The sequence below is a fragment of the Veillonella sp. 3891 genome (genome assembly GCF_003992315.1).
GTDB lineage: Bacteria > Bacillota > Negativicutes > Veillonellales > Veillonellaceae > F0422.
Genome location: NZ_RQVE01000006.1, coordinates 94,211 through 112,529, shown reverse-complemented (window position 1 = coordinate 112,529; position 18,319 = coordinate 94,211). Strand labels below are relative to the sequence as shown.

Below are 18,319 nucleotides of genomic sequence, written 5' to 3'. Positions count from 1 at the left end.
TTTATCAATAATGAAACCAGGACGCCCAATTATATAAACTTCGTCTACTAATTCTTCTATTTGCTTACGAGCATCTCCCTCTTTCCAATTAGCAGACGCAATAGACATAAGTAAATCTGAAAAAGATAATGGTGTCCCTCCACTATTAGTCCTAATAAAAATTTCAAGTACTTTATCAGGTTCTTGTTCTTCTTGTAGATAATAATTTATTAACGGGTCTTTATGAATAACTTCAAATAATTTAACTAATGTATCGTAAGCATAATTATTATCCATTAGTTTATTATCATTTAGATACTTATCAACTTTATTTTTAGTATCTAGGTTTAACACTTCACCGACTTTAAACCAAAAATATGTATCTCTATCTTTATCAAATTTCTCTAAATCTGATTTTGATAGAAACCTAAAATCAAATTCCTTTTGATTATCATATTCTTGATTTATAGGTGCAATTAAATTTAAATGTAATTCTCTAGTAGGAATGCATTCTTCTGTATTTTTCCACCATTTTCTAGGCATTTTATATGCATAACTACCTTTTAAACCAATGTATAAGCTTGTTAATCTTTGTTGTCCATCTATAACTGCATCAAAATCAGAAACTCCCTTTGTATCAATATAACTATTATTTTCCCCAAAAAATTCTCTGTATTTAGTTATAAACTCATAGAATTTATATCCACTTTTTATTTCGTTATCTGTTATCTTCCAAAACATAAAAGAATTAATAGGATACCCATGCATAATACTATCAAATAGCATCTCAATCTGATTACTCGACCAAGTAAATTTTCTTTGAATTGCTGGTAATAGAAATTGTCTATTATGGATATTATCTATTGCATTTTTTATTGTAATTGGAGATTGAAAACCACTACTCATCTTATTTCCTCCCAAAAAATATATATTAATTTTATCATTTTTCGGTATGAATTTCCATTTTAAAAGCAAGCAGATTTTACACTGCCTCTAAGAAACACAAACATTTGTGACACGAACCAATATCAATACAACTTGTGGGACAATTGGCTTGCACACAAAACAATTGAACAGCTGAATTTGTCAAGGGCTTTAGAGCGAAGCGTCCCTTGACAAAGGAAGAAGGCGTTGAACTACAATACATTAAGCCGATTGTAACAAGTGCTGCTGTGCTATTTGATTTGGAGGTTTAAATTTTAGTACACATCTAGCTACATTATTATCTCTACTAATATATCTTTTATGTGCTTGAACTAAACTATCTAAACTCTTAAATACTCGATTATAAAATCTTCTTCCATCTTCTCTATGGCTACGTTCTACTTTCCCATTTTGCCATGGAGAGTAAGGTCTAGTTTTTATATGTTTAATGCCTTTTTCTTCTAATTTTTGTTCGAAAATCGTTTTTTTTAGTTGTCACTTTTGGATCATTTGTAAATTCACGTCCATTATCTGTTTGAACGGTTTTAATGCTAAATCCAAATTTTTCTTCTAAATTATCTAAAAAGGCTGCTGTATGTGTAACGCTTTTCTCGTCTACAACTTTATATACTCGTTTTCTACTAAATTCATCTATAGCTGTTATTTGATAATATTTAATACCTTTACTATCCCATCCTATACAATGTTGCGGAATATATTTAATATCGATTTGTGCTTTTTCTCTTGGATAAGTAGTTGGTATTTTTATCCATTTACTCTTAGGATACGTTCTTTTTTCTTTCTTCTCAGTTAATTGAAGCTTTTTAATCATTTTTTTCATAGCACCGTATGAACGTGTATACCCTCTTCTTTGACATTGGACATAAACCTCTCCTTTTTGGAAGCAATGATTGTGCAGTGCCATCATATCGACTTCTCCATCGAGCAATTTGTTGTCTAGTTGTATGGTATTATATTGCTGTTTTAGCATTATTATCATGTTTTATTGCATATCTACAGCACGCTGTTTTAATTTGATTTCTTCTGTTATAATAGATTTCATAAGAGAACCTCTTTTCCTGATTTTGAGCAACTTCAGTATAACATTGGTTCTCTTTTTTGTACTTTTTTTGTCACAAATGTATTATACCCTAACAAACGAAATGTCATTTTCTAGTGCCATATCCATCACCTTCCTCTATACATAGTATACATCAATATGTCGTATACTGCGACACGATTTAGCATACAGTTTGTATGTTATATAAAAGAGCCCCAGTACCGCCATATCTGTTTATTCATTTTCTTAGTAAAGTAAAAAACGTCACATACTTTCATCCTATAACAAACTATGAAAGTACATGACGTTTCTAAAAAATATTTAATTATCTAATTACTCTAATACCCAAAGTACCCTAACTTTCAGATTAATGTGTACTTTTAGAATCATTGCGACGGCAAATGCCTGCAAAGATAGATCCTGTAAAGTTATGGATAATGGAGAACACGGCACCTGCTACGGCTGCTTGTGGTGTAAAGTGTTTCAATGCCAAGCTAGCTGCCAAAGCAGAGTTTTGCATCGCCACTTCTATTTGCATGGCACGGCGGTCTGGTACGTTGGAACCGAATAGACGGCAAATGAAATATGTCACCACATAACCGCTCACGTTTTGCACTAAGCAAGCCAAGAAAATCATCACACCATGCGCTAAGATATTATCACGACTAACGGCAGTAACGCCAGCTAGGATGATCAATACAGCTACGGCACCCACGGTTGGCAAGACTTCTTTCACAGGTTCAATGCGAGAACCAATGAAATAGTTCACAATAATGCCCAATGCAATTGGCACGGCAATGATTTTCACGATGGACATGAACATTGGCCAGAATGCAATATCTACCGTTTGTCCTGCATATAAGACGATAAAGATTGGTGTTAACACTGGTGCTAATAACGTGGATACTGTTGTGGCAGATACGGATAACGGCACATTACCATTTGCCAAGAATGTCATCACATTGGATGCGGTGCCGCCTGGGGCAGCTCCTAACAAGATAAATCCTAAGGCGATTTCTGGTGGGAATCCAAACAAGTTACCCACTAACCAACCTGCTAGTGGCATCCACAAGAATTGAATCAAGGACACCAAGATCACTTGCCACGGTTGTTTAAATACATCTAAGAATACTTTCCCTGTTAATGTTAAGCCCATGCTGAACATAACTAATTGTAGCAAAGGAACTGTTTGTTTCGCTGCGCCCATGAATACTTCTGGCACTAAGAATGCGATAACTGCTACAGCCAACACAATCCATGCTAGGTAATCATTGAACAAGCGATTGATACTACGAATAAAATTCATATGTAACCTACTTTCTATAAAACATGAGAACTTTACAATTATAGCAAATCTTTCTCTCTAATAAAAGGGATTTATCTTAAATTTATAATATGTTTGTCCATTTATGTGTTACAACTATTAGCTGTGATGTACATCGTATAGTTTTCGTCCCACTCTCATGATCATAACTAGGCTCCGTTATTGTATATCAGAAAATGTTATCTACTTAATTGTATAATGCAATTTCACTTTAAAATAAAAAAGAAACATAAGTGACGATAACTCCTAACATCAACATTAGATGCCTAGATTCCTCATCACTTATATTTCTTCCTTGTGAGACAGCTGTATGTAAACTGATTGACTAGCTATTCAAAAATGTCCGAATCGCCGAATTTTCCATCATCTCAGCTTGTTCTTCTGCAGTGATAACTTGTACTTTATCTCGGTCCACATTAACCAAGCAAAGGAATCCTAAATGATCGCCTTGGTTCGCACGGAATTGGTGTGCCATCAATTTAGGGATTTCAATCATATCTCCTACTTGTACATCTTCTATAGTATCACCCATTAAACATTGACCTTTTCCGCGGAAAATCATCACCATGTGCGTATGCTCATGGCGTTCCATGGTGCTATACCCACCTGGTTGTACTTCAAAATAGCGGAACTGACATGGAATATCCCAAGCTCCATCGAAAAGAACTTGACGAGTTACGTCTTTAAATGGACTATTATCTTGCTTATACACCAGCGTGTCTACACCATCCCAGGTGTATTCTTTTTGATTAAATTTACGTATCATAGCTACTCCTACAAAAGGGCCATCTTGGAATCAATCCAGATAGCCCCTCTTCGTATTCTAATATATACCTGGCATATCACCAGATAGGTACGCCTTATTTGAATATTTTCTTAATTGCGCCCAAAATGCCACCATGCTCATGAACATAATCTTTCACAGCTTCCACTTCAAAACCTGTTTCATCGATGGCTGCACGAATAGTCGCTTCATCCGTTTTTGTATGGTCAAAGCGAATACGCACTTCTTTTGTTTTCAAATCTACTGTAGATTCTAATACGCCTGGTAACCCACGAACAGCACCATTCACAGTATTTTCACAGTTCACGCACATCATGCCTGGCACAACAAATAATTTCGTAGTCACATTACCTGTGCTACCACAACCGCAATCTTTACACATAGTTCCTCCTAATTGTTTTGTTTATGACTATTGGTAGCACCTGCTTCTACATCAATGGTTTCTGCTTTTGCAGGTTCTTCTTTAGCTACTTTTTTATCGCCACTAACAGCATCTTTAAATTCATTAATCCCTTTACCGATGGCCTTACCAATTTCAGGTAATTTTTTAGGTCCAAAGATAACAAGGGCAATAATTAAAATAAGAAATAACTCTTGTGTACCAAAATTAAACATGCTTATCACCTCATATTTCACATCAACTAATTCTTATGAGCTGCCTCATCTACATACCATTCCACTGGGTCATGGGTTAAAACAGCACCTGGTAAACAATGGTCTACTCGATCTTCCCAAGAATATTCTTCGTATTCTTTGCGTTGGCGAAGCACACGGGCTAAGGCTGACTCTTTAGAGGCCCCTACCACCGTGAACCACACAGATTTCGCATTCACTAGCATTGGGAATGTTAATGTCACACGCTCCCATACTTTGCCGTCTTTTACGGCTACTACCATACGATCACGTTCGTACAACGCTTCGGATTTAGGGAATAAGGACGCTGTATGTCCATCATCACCTAATCCTAGTAACACCAAATCTATACATTCTTTTTCTGTGCGCTTCAAGACCATTTGTACTTCTTGTTCGTATTTATCTGCTGCTTCCTCCACAGTACCGTTATTCGTTGGTACCGGATAATAGTGAGCAGCTCCCATAATATTTCCAAATAAGCGATCTTTTGCACGTCCAAAATTGTTATCTGGATTTGACTGTGGCACAAATCGTTCATCTACCCAAAGGAAGAAAATATGCTCCCAATCGATGCGATTTGTATACTCATCAGAATCAAGCAAAGAAAACAATGCATTCGGCGTAGTACCTCCAGATACAGCCACCACACAAGTACCCGTCTCAGCAATACATGCATTGGTATAGTTTAAAAATCGATCGGCCACTGCTTTCGCCACGTCATCTCCTGTAGGAAATGCATGAATTATATCTCTCGCCACGACCATGATCCTCCTTCTAATAACTCTTCTGCCTCTTTTGGTCCCTCACTGAAAGCGGGGTAGAAGCATAACGGTGTTTCTTCATCATTTCGTTCCCATGCCTCAATCAATGGCTTAAATAAGCGCCAAGATTTTTCTACCGCATCATTGCGAACGAATAGTGTTTGATCTCCTAACAAACCGTCTAAAATCAATCTTTCATAGGCATCTGGAATATCTGCTAATTCCTTGGAATTGCTATAGGAAAAATCCATTTCTAATGTATTGACACTCAATTTAGATCCTGGAGATTTTACCTCCAAGGACAATCCCATTCCTTCATTTGGTTGCATGCGAAGTACCAATACGTTTTGGTTAAAATCTTTCGCATGGAACGGTTTAAAGATAGAATGCGGAATAGGTTTGAAAGTAATAGCGATTTCACTAGATTTCTTCGGTAATCGTTTCCCTGTGCGCAAATAGAACGGCACATCACGCCATCTCCAATTATCAATGAACAATTTCAATGCCACATAGGTTTCTGTCGTAGACGTAGGTGGCACATTTTCTTCCTTGCGATACTCAGGAGCTGGACGTTCTGTATTGCCAGAATCTGCATATTGACCACGTACTGCGATATCACCTAATTTTTGACGATGTAAACTACGGATAGATGAAATTAACTTACCAATTTCATCACGGTAATCGTCAGCATTAAAACTAGCAGGTGGTTCCATGGCAATCAAAGATAACACTTGAATCATATGGTTTTGCACCATATCACGCAAAGCCCCTGCCCCATTATAATAGCCTGCACGTTTTTCTACACCTAACTCTTCAGCCACGGTAATTTCTACACGCTCAATATATTTGCGATTCCAAAGTGGTTCAAATATAGCATTGGCGAAACGAAGCATCAAAATATTTTGTACCGTTTCTTTCCCTAAATAATGATCAATACGATAGGTTTGCTCTTCTGTAATATATTGTTTTAATGATTCATCTAATGCGATAGCACTTTCTAAATCATGTCCAAATGGTTTTTCAATGATAACACGGGACCAAGAACCTACTTCTTCTAATAGCTTTGCTCCATGTAATTCACGTACGATAGGTTCAAACAACTCTGGTGGCATGGCTAGATAAAATAGTGCATTCCCACCTGTACAATGAGCCGCCGCCACACGCTCTAATTCTTCACGCAACGCTACATACGTAGACGGCTCTGTATATTGGCCAGCTACATAAGAAAAGCGTTCAATAAATGCTTGTTCTTCTGCACTTGGTTCACGGTCACCTAGTATGGACGCTTTTACCTGTTCACGAAATTCATCGTGGCTCATCGCTGTCCGTGCTACGCCCACTACGGCTACCTTCGGTGAAAGTAAACCACGTTGAAACAAGGAATAAATAGCTGGCAATAATTTACGTTTTGTCAGGTCTCCGGAGGCTCCAAAGATAACGATGGCACCTGCCCCTGGTGTATGTTCAATACATAATTCTTCTTTTACATTATAGGACACATTCATGGTGAATCTCCTCTTACATCAGTTTCCAATGGAAACACTAATACTGTACCTTTTATTATAGCACAAACCCTACTATTGACAATGGTCATACGCCTTTGACTTTTTCATTTTCATAAGGTATAATAAATAAGCACAATTTGTGCAAAGTTTTATTAATCTATGAGGTGATAATCACATGGCAACGAGAAGAGAAGCACGATTTAAGTTATGCCGTCGCTTCGGTGTGAACGTTTTCGGTCACGCGAAGGCTTTAAAACGTGTAAAAAAAGACCAACGTCAAAAGAAAATGTCTGAATATGGTCTTCAATTATTAGAAAAACAAAAAGTTAAAGCATACTACAACTTGCTAGAACGCCAGTTCGTACGCTATTACGATAAAGCGAAAAAAATGCACGGTGTTACAGGCCAAAACATGTTGAAATTGTTGGAATGCCGTTTGGACAACCTTGTATATCGCATTGGCTTCGGTAACTCCATCCGTCAAGCACGTCAAATGGTAAACCATGGCCATATCCTTGTTAACGGCAAACGCGTTGACATCCCTTCTTACCAATGTAAACCAGGTGATGTAATCGAACTTCGTGAAGCTAGCCGTGACAACGAAATGTTCAAAGTGAACTTCCAAGAACTTCGTTCTTTCGAACTTCCTTACATTGAAAAAAATCTTGACGCTTTCCAAGGCACATTAACTCGCCTTCCTGAACGTGAAGAACTTCCTATCGAAGTAAACGAGACACTAATCGTCGAATTGTACTCCAAATAATAGGATACTACAGCAACCAATCTTCGGATTGGTTGCTTTTTTTATGCTCTCATAGTTGAAATTATTGTGGGTAGTTTATATAATGAAAGTATATATCATTCATTATGCATTAAGCGAGGTGCGATTATGAAAAAACTGTTTCTTCTACTAGCGATTTTTTCGCTCTTTACAACATCAGCATTTGCCGTTTCATTAGATGAGTTGAGAAATTCACCAGATCGTTATAAACTAGTTTATGCAGATTCAACAACTGATAAATATGTAGAAATACCTTCTATCAATGTCATCAGATATAACCCACCTTACTACACTATAAATGCCACAAGCTACAATGTTTCATATGATAAAAATTTAATAATAAAACATGATGAAATATTTTTTTACAACTATAACCGCTCTGTAAACTCTTTACGATTAAAATTTAGTACAACAGGTGCTGTAGCTGCTGAATTAAAGAAAGATACTGGTATAACATTTCAATTCAGAGGTATGGAAACTTATGACTATAACGGGCAAGTAGAAATGCCATACCAATATATCAACCCTTCTAGTTCTCTATTACCACCTTTAAAATCCCATATGTTTTCTCCTAGTTATATGGCTGCTATGTACAGTTTCCTCAAATCATATAATATGTACTTTAACCCACCTTCAAAAAGCCAATTATTCTAAAGGTACCCATTATGTCACAAATTCTCTTATCAATATTCTATTTTATCTTAGCCGGTATTGCTGAAATTGGCGGTGGCTATTTAGTATGGCTGTATCTGAAAGACGATAAAAGCCCTTGGTATATGCTCGCTGGTGCTATTACCCTCATCATTTATGGTATCATCCCTACCTTGCAAGAAGCACCCTTCGGCAAAGTCTATGCAGCCTATGGTGGCATCTTTATCGCCCTTTCTATTCTGTGGGGCTATTATGTAGATGGTATTACCCCCGATCGGTATGATATCATCGGCGGTATTGTATCCATCATTGGGGTACTGATTATTATGTATTATCCTCGATAGTAAGTTACATTTAGTCCTCCATATTGCAAAATAGAAAAGAACTGCTCAGTCCAATGAGCAGTGTCCAGCAATACAAATTAAATACACAAAAATCTCTAGTCAAAGCTATGCTTACGCACTCGCTTAAACTAGAGATTTTTTTGCATCAGATACACCAGTTTCTACAATTTAGTAAAACAGTGTATCTATCTATGTTCTATTAAATTTTTTCACCATAGAAGATTAGCTCTTCATCTTTCACTAGGGCATAGGAGCGTGTACCGAGTCCCATACGGTCTGCACGAAGTAAGATGGCTTGCCATTCGCTGTTTGGGGAAATATCTTTGAAATAATCCCAAGTGCGTTTTTCCACTGTGCTTAATACACCATTTTCTACTGGTGTGGCTTGAGTAATAATATCACCCAACGCTTCATCCATAGCCACCATATCATAGGATACGACGATGCCTAAGTTACCTACGATTTCATTGGTAGCGCCTGCCTCTTTCAGCTTATCTTGGTTCACATAATCAGCCACAACGTCCATCGCTACCCCTACGTGAAAACGTTGACGATTTCTTGTAGCAGCTGCTGCATACTCGGCCACTGCTTTATGGTGTTCAGTACCTGTTAATGCCACTAACTCACGACGACCTTCTAAGCTTGCAGAATACCAGCCTGTATTGTTCACAGCACCAGAGAATCCACTGTACTCATTCGCTTTAATATGATTCACGGAAATCATCACATCACTAGTAGCAATGCGTTCATCAATATAGGCTACTTTCACAGATTCCCCATCAGGGATGATAACCTCACGAGAATTATTGCTAGGCTCATCTACATAGACCACCGTGCCACCTTCGGATTCGATGCGTCCTTTCATATAAGCCACTACCGTTTCATAAGCCGCATAGTCACTGTGCAAATCATTGCGAAGTAACGCCACTCGTTTACCATCGCAACCAATTTCATCAAAGCCAATTTTGCGCAACAAAAAATCTAATCGTTTATGGATTAATTCTTGATTAACCTCTTGTAGAGGGGAATAATACACTTCCATGATATACCTCCGATAACAATTTAGTAAAAAAGGGCTGCATCTACTGATACAGCCCTTACTTTGGCGGAGAGAGGGGGATTTGAACCCCCGCGCCAGTTTCCTGACCTACCGCATTTCGAGTGCGGACTCTTCAGCCACTTGAGTACCTCTCCGTATACGTCGGCGTTCTTTGAAAAAATCTTTCATAATTTGACTGCATTCGTCTTGCAATACACCCGCCAAGACCTGTGGTTCATGGTTTAAATTCGGATGTGAAAGTACATTAAACAAAGATTCTACCGCACCACCCTTATAATCGCTACTGCCATAGACAACACGATCAATGCGACTGTTAATAATAGCACCAGCACACATAGGGCACGGCTCTATGGTAACATAAAGCGTGCAACCGGTCAACCGCCACCTTTCAAGCATAGCATTTGCCTCACGGATGGCAAGGACCTCTGCATGTGCCGTCGCATCATGGTCAACCTCACGACGGTTGTGATGACGACTAATAATTTGGCCTTCATGCACTAATACAGCACCAATAGGAATCTCCCCCATGTCATAGGCTTTACGTGCCTCTACCAAAGCTTCACGCATATACTCTTCATCAGTCATACAATCACTTCCTTTCCACTTGCCGCTACACAATAGAATACCATATACGTATACAACTCAACTACATCAACGCATGCTCTTCGGCAATCTTTCTTACGTCTTCTACTGTAAAGTTAGTAACCTCTGCAATCATTTCTAAGGATAATTGCTTACGTAACATCTGAATAACAACTTCAATTTTACCTTCACTTTTACCTTCAGCTTTACCTTGAGCAAGACCTTCCGCAATGCCCTCAGCCATGCCTTCTTTCCAATATTTATAATGATCCATGGATAGCATCACGTATTCCTCCTTCCACGCTTCACAATGCTTAACTTCATACACAGCATCGTCAATATCTCTTAGCAACTCATCTGTTGCTTCCTCCCCATCAATGTAATCTAAAAACGCTTGCAACGGTTTTGACACATCATTTTGAGTTCCCTTTGTACTCAAAAATAACTTGGTTGCACCATCATTCAAGGCAATGTCATGATCTTCGATACAAACGTTTTTAAACGTATACTTATGACGATTGCCCGTAAACACGGGGAATGTACAAATAAAAATAATATACGAATCGTTCAGTGTGGTATATTTTTGGCCTTTTTGAATATGATACATATCTAAAATACTTTGATAAAACCGTGTCCGTTTGACAAGTTCTTCCATATCCTTGCTAGTTTGCATTTCAATATTGAATACCGTTCCTTTATCATCATTCACAAACACATCAAGACGCACACTTTTAGTATCCCATCGGACATCTAGATTCTTCTCTTCATGGATATACACAATATCCTTAATCGAAATGTCTAACAACCGTTCTAACACAGCCTTACAAATATGTTTCTTTAACATCACCTTCTGAAAGATAAAATTATCTTGGAACGTCAATTCATCAAATGACTTAATGTACATGGAATTCCTTCCTTTCTTAAATTATACCATACAGTTCTATCCAGTAATAGCGCAGCCTTACTGTCTAGTGAAAGTATTCCATATAAAAATAATTAAACCCTTTTTTACACTCCTAACAGTCAACATTCACTATTGAGTAGATAAAAAACACAAAAGAGAACCAAAAAGCGATTGGCTAAATTGGTGCTCTTTTAATTTATCTATTAAACTAATATCCTCTCAATGGTTAGTCATAAACTAAAGCTATTTCAACTCACAAGGATTTTCACCCGTAATATATGGTATAATAAAAAACACATGCAAACATTTTGATGACTTCACTGAGGTGACTATCTTATGGAACAACGAGCTTTTAGTAAAATCAATGTGGGCCTTGCTATCACGGGCAAACGTGATGACGGGTACCACAATATAGATACAATTTTTCAATCTATTTTCCTAGGGGATTCCCTCTATTTCGCGCGCCACCATTCTGTGGTGTTCTCTGGCGATGCGCCTGAACTGCCCTATTATATGGCACAATTAATCCCTTATACAGAAAGCAACATTGCTATGAAAGCCCTTCGTATGGTCCAAGACTATACGGGTTGCACGCAAGGGGCTGCCATTCATTTGTTAAAACGAGTTCCTCCTTGTGCTGGCATGGGCGGTGGCAGTGGTGACGGTGCAGCTATGCTACTAGGTCTTAACAAATTTTGGGACCTTCGCTTAACCGATGAGGAACTAATGACCATGGCTTCTAAACTCGGTTCTGACGTACCTTTCTTACTGAAAGGCGGTACTGCCCGTGGTACTGGTCGAGGTGAACTTTTAGAAACTTTACCAACTAGCAGCGCTCAATGGTTATTAATCGTAAAACCAGAAGTAAGCATTTCCACTGCTGAAGCCTATGGAAGATTCAAGGGCGCTTCTCGTGTCACTTCAGACACTATGGATACTGTTACCACACATATGAAAGCCAAAGACTTTCGTCAGGCTTTCATAGCTAGTGACAATACCTTTGAAGAATTAATTTTCCCTATCCATCCAGAGCTTGTAGCATGCAAACAATTCTTCTTAGACCGTGGATTCCCTACCATTATGACTGGTAGCGGTCCTACTATGGTGGTTCTATTGGAAAAAGCACTGGATGCAATTCGATTACAAGAAGAAATCAAACAAGCTGGTCACAACTGGCTTTCACTAATTACGAAAACACATGATGAGGAGGCCCTACGATGAATGCACCACGTTTACAACCCATCCGTTTAGATGCGTACAAACCACTTCGTGAGATTGTTAGCGATGCGTTACGCCAAGCTATTCGTGACGGTCTGTTGCCACCAGGTGAACGCCTAATGGAGATTCCTCTTGCAGAGGAGCTCGGTGTGAGCCGTACTCCTATTCGTGAAGCTATCCGCATTTTAGAACAAGAAGGTCTCGTGGTGATGATTCCTCGCCGTGGCACCTATGTGGCAGATATGAGTTTGAAAGATGTAACAGAAGTGTTTGAACTTCGTTCTATCTTGGAAGAACTCGCCGCAGAACTAGCTGCAGAACGTATTACGAATGAAGAAATCGAGGCCTTAGAGCAACATCTTGTAGAAATCGGCAACTACATGAACGAAAATAATTTAGACAAAGTCGTACAAGCCGATATTCTATTCCACGAAATTCTTTATAAAGCATCTCGTAATGATCGTCTTGTAGAAATGATTCACAATCTACGGGAGCAAACTTTGCGCTTCCGTACCTTATCCATGAGCCAAACAGGTCGCCTTGCGAAGACTTGGGATGAACATCGTCAACTAGTGGAGGCTATTTCCGATCGCGATGTAGAACGAGCTCGCCATATTGCTCGTATCCACATGGAAGAGTCTGAAAAAACATTACTTGCTGGTATGAAGCTCAAAGGACATGAGGAATAATTACATACTATATAGAAAAGGCTCCTATGGAGCCTTTTCTGTTTCGCTATATATACATAAAATCATATTAGTATGGCATCTACGCAAAAAAGGAATGGATCTGAATCATCAGTTCCATTCCTTTTTATATTCTAATTCAACTAGGGTATAGCTACTAACTATCTCCGAGATAGATTATTTTCCACTCATATATTTCGCTTTAAATGCTGCTAACTGCGCGTCTTCTAATGCCATACCTTCACCTTGGAAGTGAGCAATGCTTTGTTGCATTTCTTCGTAGGCTGTTGGCACGATTTTCGTAAAGCGATCTTTATACAGTACCCAGTTTTCTAACATATGACGACCTTGTTTAGAGTTCGTATGTAATACATGTTGTTGTACTAACTCATGAATCCGTACTAGGTCACTTTCACTAGTTTTACGAAGTTCCACAAGTCCCGTGTTACAATAGCGTCCATCTAGGTCAAGCACGTACGCATAGCCACCGGACATGCCAGCACCGAAGTTACGGCCCACACGACCAAGGACGAGAACTTCACCACCTGTCATGTATTCGCAACCGTGATCGCCCACACCTTCTACGACAGCAGTAATACCACTGTTACGAACGCAGAAGCGTTCCCCTGCCACGCCATTGATATACGCCGTACCAGAAGTAGCACCATAGAATGCCACATTGCCGATTAAGATATTTTCATGCGCTTCATAGGTAGCTGCTTTTGGAGGGTATGCAATAATTGTACCGCCGGACAAACCTTTACCAAGGTAATCGTTGGCATCACCTTCGAGTTCTAAGGTCATACCGTTCGGAATGAAAGCACCGAAACTTTGACCTGCAGAACCAACGAAGTTCAATTTAATGGTATTCTCTGGCAAGCCCGCTTCGCCATAACGACGAACCACTTCGCCACCGACCAAGGTGCCTACTACACGATTCACATTGCTGATAGCCAATTTGGCACGAATTGGTTTTTGATCATCCAAGGCAGGACGGCACATGCGAAGTAATTTTTTCATATCCAAGGTGCGTTCCAATTCATGGTCTTGATCAATGCTATGCAAATGTCCTACAGAAGCATCTGTGTATGGTTTGAACAAGATTCGTTTCAAGTCCACACGAGACAATTTGAAATTATCGTCTTGGGAGCGTTGGCGCACTAAATCGATACGACCTACTAACTCACGAACGCTACGGATACCTAAACGAGCCATGATCTCACGCAATTCTTGGGCGATGAATTTCATCAAGTTTTCCACATATTCTGGTTTGCCTGTGAATTTAGCACGCAATTTTTCATCCTGTGTTGCCACGCCGTACGGACATGTATTCATATGGCAAACCCGTGCCATACGACAGCCTACTGCCACTAATGGCAAGGTACCAAATCCGAATAATTCTGCCCCTAGCAAGGCTGCGATAGCCACATCATAACCAGTCATGAGCTTACTATCTACTTCCAGTTGTACACGGTCACGCAAACGATTCAACATCAAGGTTTGATGCGTTTCTGAAAGCCCCAATTCCCATGGCACGCCCGCATGTTTAACAGATGTACGACCTGCAGCGCCAGTACCACCATCATAACCAGAGATGAGGATACTATCTGCTTTCGCTTTGGCTACCCCTGCAGCAATGGTACCTACTCCAGCTTCTGAAGTCAATTTCACAGAGATCGCTGCACTTGGGTTCACGCATTTCAAGTCATAAATCAATTCTGCCAAATCTTCGATAGAATAAATATCGTGATGTGGTGGAGGGGATACAAGCTCTACCCCTGGTGTGGAGTGACGGGCTTTACCAATCTCTGGATATACCTTTTTGCCTGGCAATTGGCCACCTTCACCTGGTTTCGCCCCTTGGGCACACTTGATTTGCAACTCTTTCGCATGGACCAAATAATTCGTAGTTACCCCAAAACGACCAGATGCAATTTGTTTTACTTCACTATTTCGATTATCTCCATTAGCATCGAGGACAAAACGACTTGTATCTTCGCCACCTTCCCCAGAATTCGATGTAGATCCTAAGCGATTCATAGCGATGGCAATAGTTTCATGAGCCTCTTTACTGATGGCGCCATAACTCATAGCGCCTGCTTTAAAGCGCTTCACAATGTCTTCCACTGGTTCTACTTCTTCTACAGGAATACCGCCACCTACAGGGAAGTTTAATTCCATCAAGCTCCGTAAGGTCACATGGTAATCATTGCGAATCATTTTGGAGTATTCTTTGTACGTATTATAATCCCCTTCAATCAAGGATGTTTGCAACAACTTAATCGTATCTGGATTAAATAAATGCTCTTCCCCATCTTTCATAGGGCCATACCAACCGCCTGGTTCTAGGACTTTCACATCTTCTCTGAAAGCTCGTTGGAATCGTTCCAACGTTTCATGAGCTACGCCACCTAAGCCGATACCGCCAATACGTGTTGGCGTGTTCGGGAAATAGGTACTAATAAAGTTTGTATTCAAGCCCAATGCCTCGAAGATTTGCGCTCCATGGTAACTGCGTACAGTGGAGATCCCCATTTTCGACATAACTTTCATAATGCCCGACACTGAGGCCTTGATGTAATTGGCTTCTGCTTCCTCTGGTGTGAGGTTACCCAAGCGGTTTGTGGCTTGTAGCTCACGAACCGTTGCTAACGCCACATACGGATTGATGGCTGTTACACCATAGCCTAATAAAGTACAGAAATGATGCACTTCACGAGGTTCACCAGATTCCAAAATTAAGCCCATTTCTGTGCGCAATACGGTGTTAATCAAGTGATTGTGCACCGCTGCCACTGCTAATAAAGCAGGGATTGGCGCATGGTGTTCATCCACGCCACGGTCAGATAAGATTAACACATTTTGGTCAGTACGAGCTGCTTCCTCTGCATCTTTGCACAAACGGTCTAAGGCTTCTTTCATGCCTTCCGCACCTTTGGCAGGGTCAAACAAGATGGACAAGGTCACCGATTTCATGCGACGGCAGTCTAATTGTTTAATACTTGCCAATTCTTGATTTGTCATAATTGGAGTTCGCATAGATACAGCATAGGTGCCTACTTTATTAGGGTCCGTCAAGTTGCCGCTATTACCAAGCATCACTCGTGTAGAAGTCACCATTTCTTCGCGGATGGCGTCGATTGGTGGATTCGTTACTTGCGCAAATAGTTGTTTAAAATAGGAGTACAACATTTGCGGTTTGTCAGACAAGATTGCAAGCGGTGCATCGGCACCCATGGAGCCTACTGGATCTTTTCCATCTTTCGCCATAGGGATAATCATGCGCACCAAATCTTCTTGAGTATAGCCGAATACTTGTTGTTGCATGAACAAGTCTCCTACTTCTGGGATACTATCTTCCGTAGCTTGTTGAATTTCCGATAAATGAATGACATGCTCTTTTACCCATTCGTTATAAGGAAGTTCTGTAGCCACACGGTGTTTGATCTCTTCATCAGAAATGATACGACCTTCTTCTGTGTCGATTAAAAGCATTTTACCTGGCTCTAAACGACCTTTAGCACGAATCATATCGTCCGCTTCGTTCACTACGCCTACTTCAGATGCCATAATCACACGATCGTCAGCAGTCACATAATAACGTGCAGGACGTAAGCCATTTCTGTCCAAGACACCACCGATAACAGTACCATCGGTAAAGCCCATTGCCGCTGGACCATCCCATGGTTCCATCATGAAACTATTGAACTCGTAGAAGTCATGTTTTTCTTGGCTCATCAAAGTATTGCGTTCCCACGGTTCTGGAATCATCATCATGATGGCGTGTGGCAAACTACGGCCTGTCATATGCAAGAATTCAAGGGTATTATCAAACATAGCAGAGTCAGACCCTGTATCGTCAACAACAGGGAATACTTTTTTAATATCTGGGAACAATGGAGATTCTGCTTTTCCTTCACGAGCATTGATCCAGTTTACATTACCACGGATCGTGTTGATTTCCCCATTATGTACTAAGTAACGGTTAGGATGGGCCCGTGCCCAGCTTGGGAATGTATTCGTACTGAAACGAGAATGGACCATTGCCAAAGCAGAGGTGAAATCTAAATCGTTCAAGTCTAGGTAAAAGTTTCTTAATTGCACTGGTGTCAACATACCTTTGTAAACGATGGTTTTAGAAGACAAGGATGCAATGTAGAAATCGCTACTCATTTCTTTGCTCAATGGGACGATACGTTTTTCTGCAATTTTACGAATCATATATAATTTGCGTTCAAACTCCTCTTGGTTTGTCACATCTGGACCTTTACCAATGAGGATTTGGATCATCCAAGGACGAATCAAAGCCGCCTCATGACCGACTGCCGTAGAATCTACCGGCACTTCACGCCAGCCTAATACAATTTGACCTTCCTCACGAACGACCTCTTCTAGAATGCGCTTTTGCTCATTTCGTAACGTTTCATACTTGTGAGCAAAAACCATGCCCACACCGTAGTCGCCAGCAGGTGGTAAATGGATGCCCAACACTTCGCACTCACGGCGGAAGAAGTCATGTGGAATTTGTACTAAGATACCTGCTCCATCGCCCGTATCCTTATCGGCGCCAGCACCGCCACGGTGTTCCAAACGCTCAAGAATACGCAAGCCGTCATCGATAATATCGTGGGATTTTTTACCTTTAATATTCACCACAAATCCCATACCGCACGCATCTTTTTCAAATTGGGAACTATACAAACCATTTGCTTCCAAATGGCGCTGTTCCTCATGTTGTTTTGCAATGGTACTCATTTCCATCATAACCCTCTCCTCCTGTAGGCTCTCTATCACTACACTAGCGTACTTAACACTAGGTATACATATACTAAAAGTCCTATATCCATCTGTCAATCGACTGTACTTCGCCATAGTCCTGCTAAATGTTATACCAACATTCATCTACTATACGCTCCCTCTATACAGGATTGGCCTCTTGTGATAATCATTCACTACATTTCATAGTAGTCATAAAATATAGTTATTATTCTATAGAATATAGAACTGTATATTATAGTAGCAAAAATTATACTATTTTTCAATACATATCCATTATGTATACATGTATTCTTTAAATGATCCATCTCTTATTTCTTACTCTACATTTCCAAATTTATATAGTA

General features: G+C 39.8%; 18 protein-coding genes and 1 tRNA gene. 5 read left to right on the top strand and 14 right to left on the bottom strand.

The genetic code is table 11. The features are described from left to right. From EO118_RS04875 to zwf, 9 genes are all read right to left on the bottom strand, one after another. Window positions 1–885 (bottom strand): DUF262 domain-containing protein (locus tag EO118_RS04875; RefSeq protein WP_164726245.1); only part of this gene is annotated, 885 nt, incomplete at its 3' end. 240 nt (window positions 886–1,125) lie between these two features. Further along, window positions 1,126–1,344, bottom strand: a complete 219-nt coding sequence (locus EO118_RS08760) for a hypothetical protein (RefSeq protein ID WP_240626882.1) — start codon at window positions 1,342–1,344, stop codon at window positions 1,126–1,128. A gap of 4 nt (window positions 1,345–1,348) precedes the next feature. After that, the gene (locus EO118_RS08755) at window positions 1,349–1,831 is read right to left on the bottom strand and encodes a DDE-type integrase/transposase/recombinase (RefSeq protein ID WP_240626881.1); all 483 of its coding nucleotides are present in this window, start codon (window positions 1,829–1,831) and stop codon (window positions 1,349–1,351) included. A gap of 499 nt (window positions 1,832–2,330) precedes the next feature. Continuing rightward, the gene (locus tag EO118_RS04865; RefSeq protein WP_127068895.1) at window positions 2,331–3,269 is read right to left on the bottom strand and encodes a bile acid:sodium symporter family protein; all 939 of its coding nucleotides are present in this window, start codon (window positions 3,267–3,269) and stop codon (window positions 2,331–2,333) included. A gap of 343 nt (window positions 3,270–3,612) precedes the next feature. Continuing rightward, complete coding sequence (locus EO118_RS04860; RefSeq protein ID WP_127068894.1) at window positions 3,613–4,053, bottom strand: cupin domain-containing protein; 441 nt, start codon at window positions 4,051–4,053, stop codon at window positions 3,613–3,615. Window positions 4,054–4,147: 94 nt separating this feature from the next. After that, complete coding sequence (locus tag EO118_RS04855) at window positions 4,148–4,453, bottom strand: heavy-metal-associated domain-containing protein (RefSeq protein WP_127068893.1); 306 nt, start codon at window positions 4,451–4,453, stop codon at window positions 4,148–4,150. 8 nt (window positions 4,454–4,461) lie between these two features. Beyond that, window positions 4,462–4,686 (bottom strand): twin-arginine translocase TatA/TatE family subunit, encoded by a 225-nt coding sequence (locus EO118_RS04850; RefSeq protein ID WP_127068892.1) that lies wholly within the window; start codon window positions 4,684–4,686, stop codon window positions 4,462–4,464. Between the two features lie 26 nt (window positions 4,687–4,712). After that, window positions 4,713–5,468: a 6-phosphogluconolactonase gene (pgl, locus tag EO118_RS04845; protein ID WP_240626880.1), complete on the bottom strand. Its 756-nt coding sequence runs from the start codon at window positions 5,466–5,468 to the stop codon at window positions 4,713–4,715. After that, window positions 5,447–6,970: a glucose-6-phosphate dehydrogenase gene (zwf, locus tag EO118_RS04840; RefSeq protein WP_127068890.1), complete on the bottom strand. Its 1,524-nt coding sequence runs from the start codon at window positions 6,968–6,970 to the stop codon at window positions 5,447–5,449. The genes pgl and zwf overlap by 22 nt, the downstream gene beginning before the upstream one ends. A gap of 175 nt (window positions 6,971–7,145) precedes the next feature. Here zwf and rpsD point away from each other — a divergent pair, with 175 nt between their 5' ends. The 3 genes from rpsD to EO118_RS04825 all read left to right on the top strand — a co-directional run bounded on the left by rpsD (window position 7,146) and on the right by EO118_RS04825 (window position 8,746). Further along, on the top strand, window positions 7,146–7,733 hold the full coding sequence (gene rpsD / locus EO118_RS04835) for a 30S ribosomal protein S4 (RefSeq protein ID WP_126939854.1): 588 nt from the start codon (window positions 7,146–7,148) through the stop codon (window positions 7,731–7,733). A 126-nt stretch (window positions 7,734–7,859) separates the two neighbouring features. Further along, window positions 7,860–8,405, top strand: coding sequence for a hypothetical protein (locus EO118_RS04830; RefSeq protein ID WP_127068889.1), 546 nt, complete (start codon window positions 7,860–7,862; stop codon window positions 8,403–8,405). A gap of 20 nt (window positions 8,406–8,425) precedes the next feature. Further along, window positions 8,426–8,746 (top strand): YnfA family protein, encoded by a 321-nt coding sequence (locus EO118_RS04825; RefSeq protein WP_197413469.1) that lies wholly within the window; start codon window positions 8,426–8,428, stop codon window positions 8,744–8,746. A 199-nt stretch (window positions 8,747–8,945) separates the two neighbouring features. Here EO118_RS04825 and EO118_RS04820 read toward each other — a convergent pair whose 3' ends face one another. The 4 genes from EO118_RS04820 to EO118_RS04805 all read right to left on the bottom strand — a co-directional run bounded on the left by EO118_RS04820 (window position 8,946) and on the right by EO118_RS04805 (window position 11,292). Next, a complete protein-coding gene (locus EO118_RS04820) occupies window positions 8,946–9,788 on the bottom strand; it encodes a DUF362 domain-containing protein (protein WP_127068888.1) in 843 nt (280 codons plus the stop codon). A gap of 61 nt (window positions 9,789–9,849) precedes the next feature. Beyond that, window positions 9,850–9,940: transfer RNA gene (locus tag EO118_RS04815), tRNA-Ser, on the bottom strand. Beyond that, complete coding sequence (gene tadA, locus EO118_RS04810) at window positions 9,894–10,391, bottom strand: tRNA adenosine(34) deaminase TadA (protein ID WP_127068899.1); 498 nt, start codon at window positions 10,389–10,391, stop codon at window positions 9,894–9,896. Before tadA ends, EO118_RS04815 begins: the two co-directional genes overlap by 47 nt. A gap of 61 nt (window positions 10,392–10,452) precedes the next feature. Continuing rightward, window positions 10,453–11,292, bottom strand: a complete 840-nt coding sequence (locus tag EO118_RS04805) for an Rpn family recombination-promoting nuclease/putative transposase (RefSeq protein WP_127068887.1) — start codon at window positions 11,290–11,292, stop codon at window positions 10,453–10,455. 336 nt (window positions 11,293–11,628) lie between these two features. On the opposite strand from EO118_RS04805, the gene ispE reads away from it, so the two are divergent. Further along, the gene (gene ispE, locus EO118_RS04800; RefSeq protein WP_127068886.1) at window positions 11,629–12,513 is read left to right on the top strand and encodes a 4-(cytidine 5'-diphospho)-2-C-methyl-D-erythritol kinase; all 885 of its coding nucleotides are present in this window, start codon (window positions 11,629–11,631) and stop codon (window positions 12,511–12,513) included. Further along, window positions 12,510–13,199 (top strand): GntR family transcriptional regulator, encoded by a 690-nt coding sequence (locus EO118_RS04795; protein ID WP_127068885.1) that lies wholly within the window; start codon window positions 12,510–12,512, stop codon window positions 13,197–13,199. Before ispE ends, EO118_RS04795 begins: the two co-directional genes overlap by 4 nt. Before the next feature lie 174 nt (window positions 13,200–13,373). On the opposite strand, the gene gltB is transcribed toward EO118_RS04795, so the two are convergent. After that, entirely contained in the window at window positions 13,374–17,960 is a 4,587-nt protein-coding gene (gene gltB / locus EO118_RS04790; protein WP_370447322.1) for a glutamate synthase large subunit, read from the bottom strand. Window positions 17,961–18,319: the final 359 nt, after the last annotated feature.

Bases quoted from the DNA above. Each gene is read 5' to 3' on its own strand.
- EO118_RS04865 (WP_127068895.1), bottom strand. From the start codon at position 3,269: ATGAATTTTATTCGTAGTATCAATCGCTTGTTCAATGATTACCTAGCA.
- EO118_RS04855 (WP_127068893.1), bottom strand. From the start codon at position 4,453: ATGTGTAAAGATTGCGGTTGTGGTAGCACAGGTAATGTGACTACGAAA.
- rpsD (WP_126939854.1), top strand. From the start codon at position 7,146: ATGGCAACGAGAAGAGAAGCACGATTTAAGTTATGCCGTCGCTTCGGT.
- EO118_RS04820 (WP_127068888.1), bottom strand. From the start codon at position 9,788: ATGGAAGTGTATTATTCCCCTCTACAAGAGGTTAATCAAGAATTAATC.
- EO118_RS04850 (WP_127068892.1), bottom strand. From the start codon at position 4,686: ATGTTTAATTTTGGTACACAAGAGTTATTTCTTATTTTAATTATTGCC.
- ispE (WP_127068886.1), top strand. From the start codon at position 11,629: ATGGAACAACGAGCTTTTAGTAAAATCAATGTGGGCCTTGCTATCACG.
- EO118_RS04860 (WP_127068894.1), bottom strand. From the start codon at position 4,053: ATGATACGTAAATTTAATCAAAAAGAATACACCTGGGATGGTGTAGAC.
- EO118_RS04830 (WP_127068889.1), top strand. From the start codon at position 7,860: ATGAAAAAACTGTTTCTTCTACTAGCGATTTTTTCGCTCTTTACAACA.
- EO118_RS04795 (WP_127068885.1), top strand. From the start codon at position 12,510: ATGAATGCACCACGTTTACAACCCATCCGTTTAGATGCGTACAAACCA.
- tadA (WP_127068899.1), bottom strand. From the start codon at position 10,391: ATGACTGATGAAGAGTATATGCGTGAAGCTTTGGTAGAGGCACGTAAA.
- pgl (WP_240626880.1), bottom strand. From the start codon at position 5,468: ATGGTCGTGGCGAGAGATATAATTCATGCATTTCCTACAGGAGATGAC.
- EO118_RS04805 (WP_127068887.1), bottom strand. From the start codon at position 11,292: ATGTACATTAAGTCATTTGATGAATTGACGTTCCAAGATAATTTTATC.
- gltB (WP_370447322.1), bottom strand. From the start codon at position 17,960: ATGATGGAAATGAGTACCATTGCAAAACAACATGAGGAACAGCGCCAT.
- zwf (WP_127068890.1), bottom strand. From the start codon at position 6,970: ATGAATGTGTCCTATAATGTAAAAGAAGAATTATGTATTGAACATACA.
- EO118_RS08755 (WP_240626881.1), bottom strand. From the start codon at position 1,831: ATGATGGCACTGCACAATCATTGCTTCCAAAAAGGAGAGGTTTATGTC.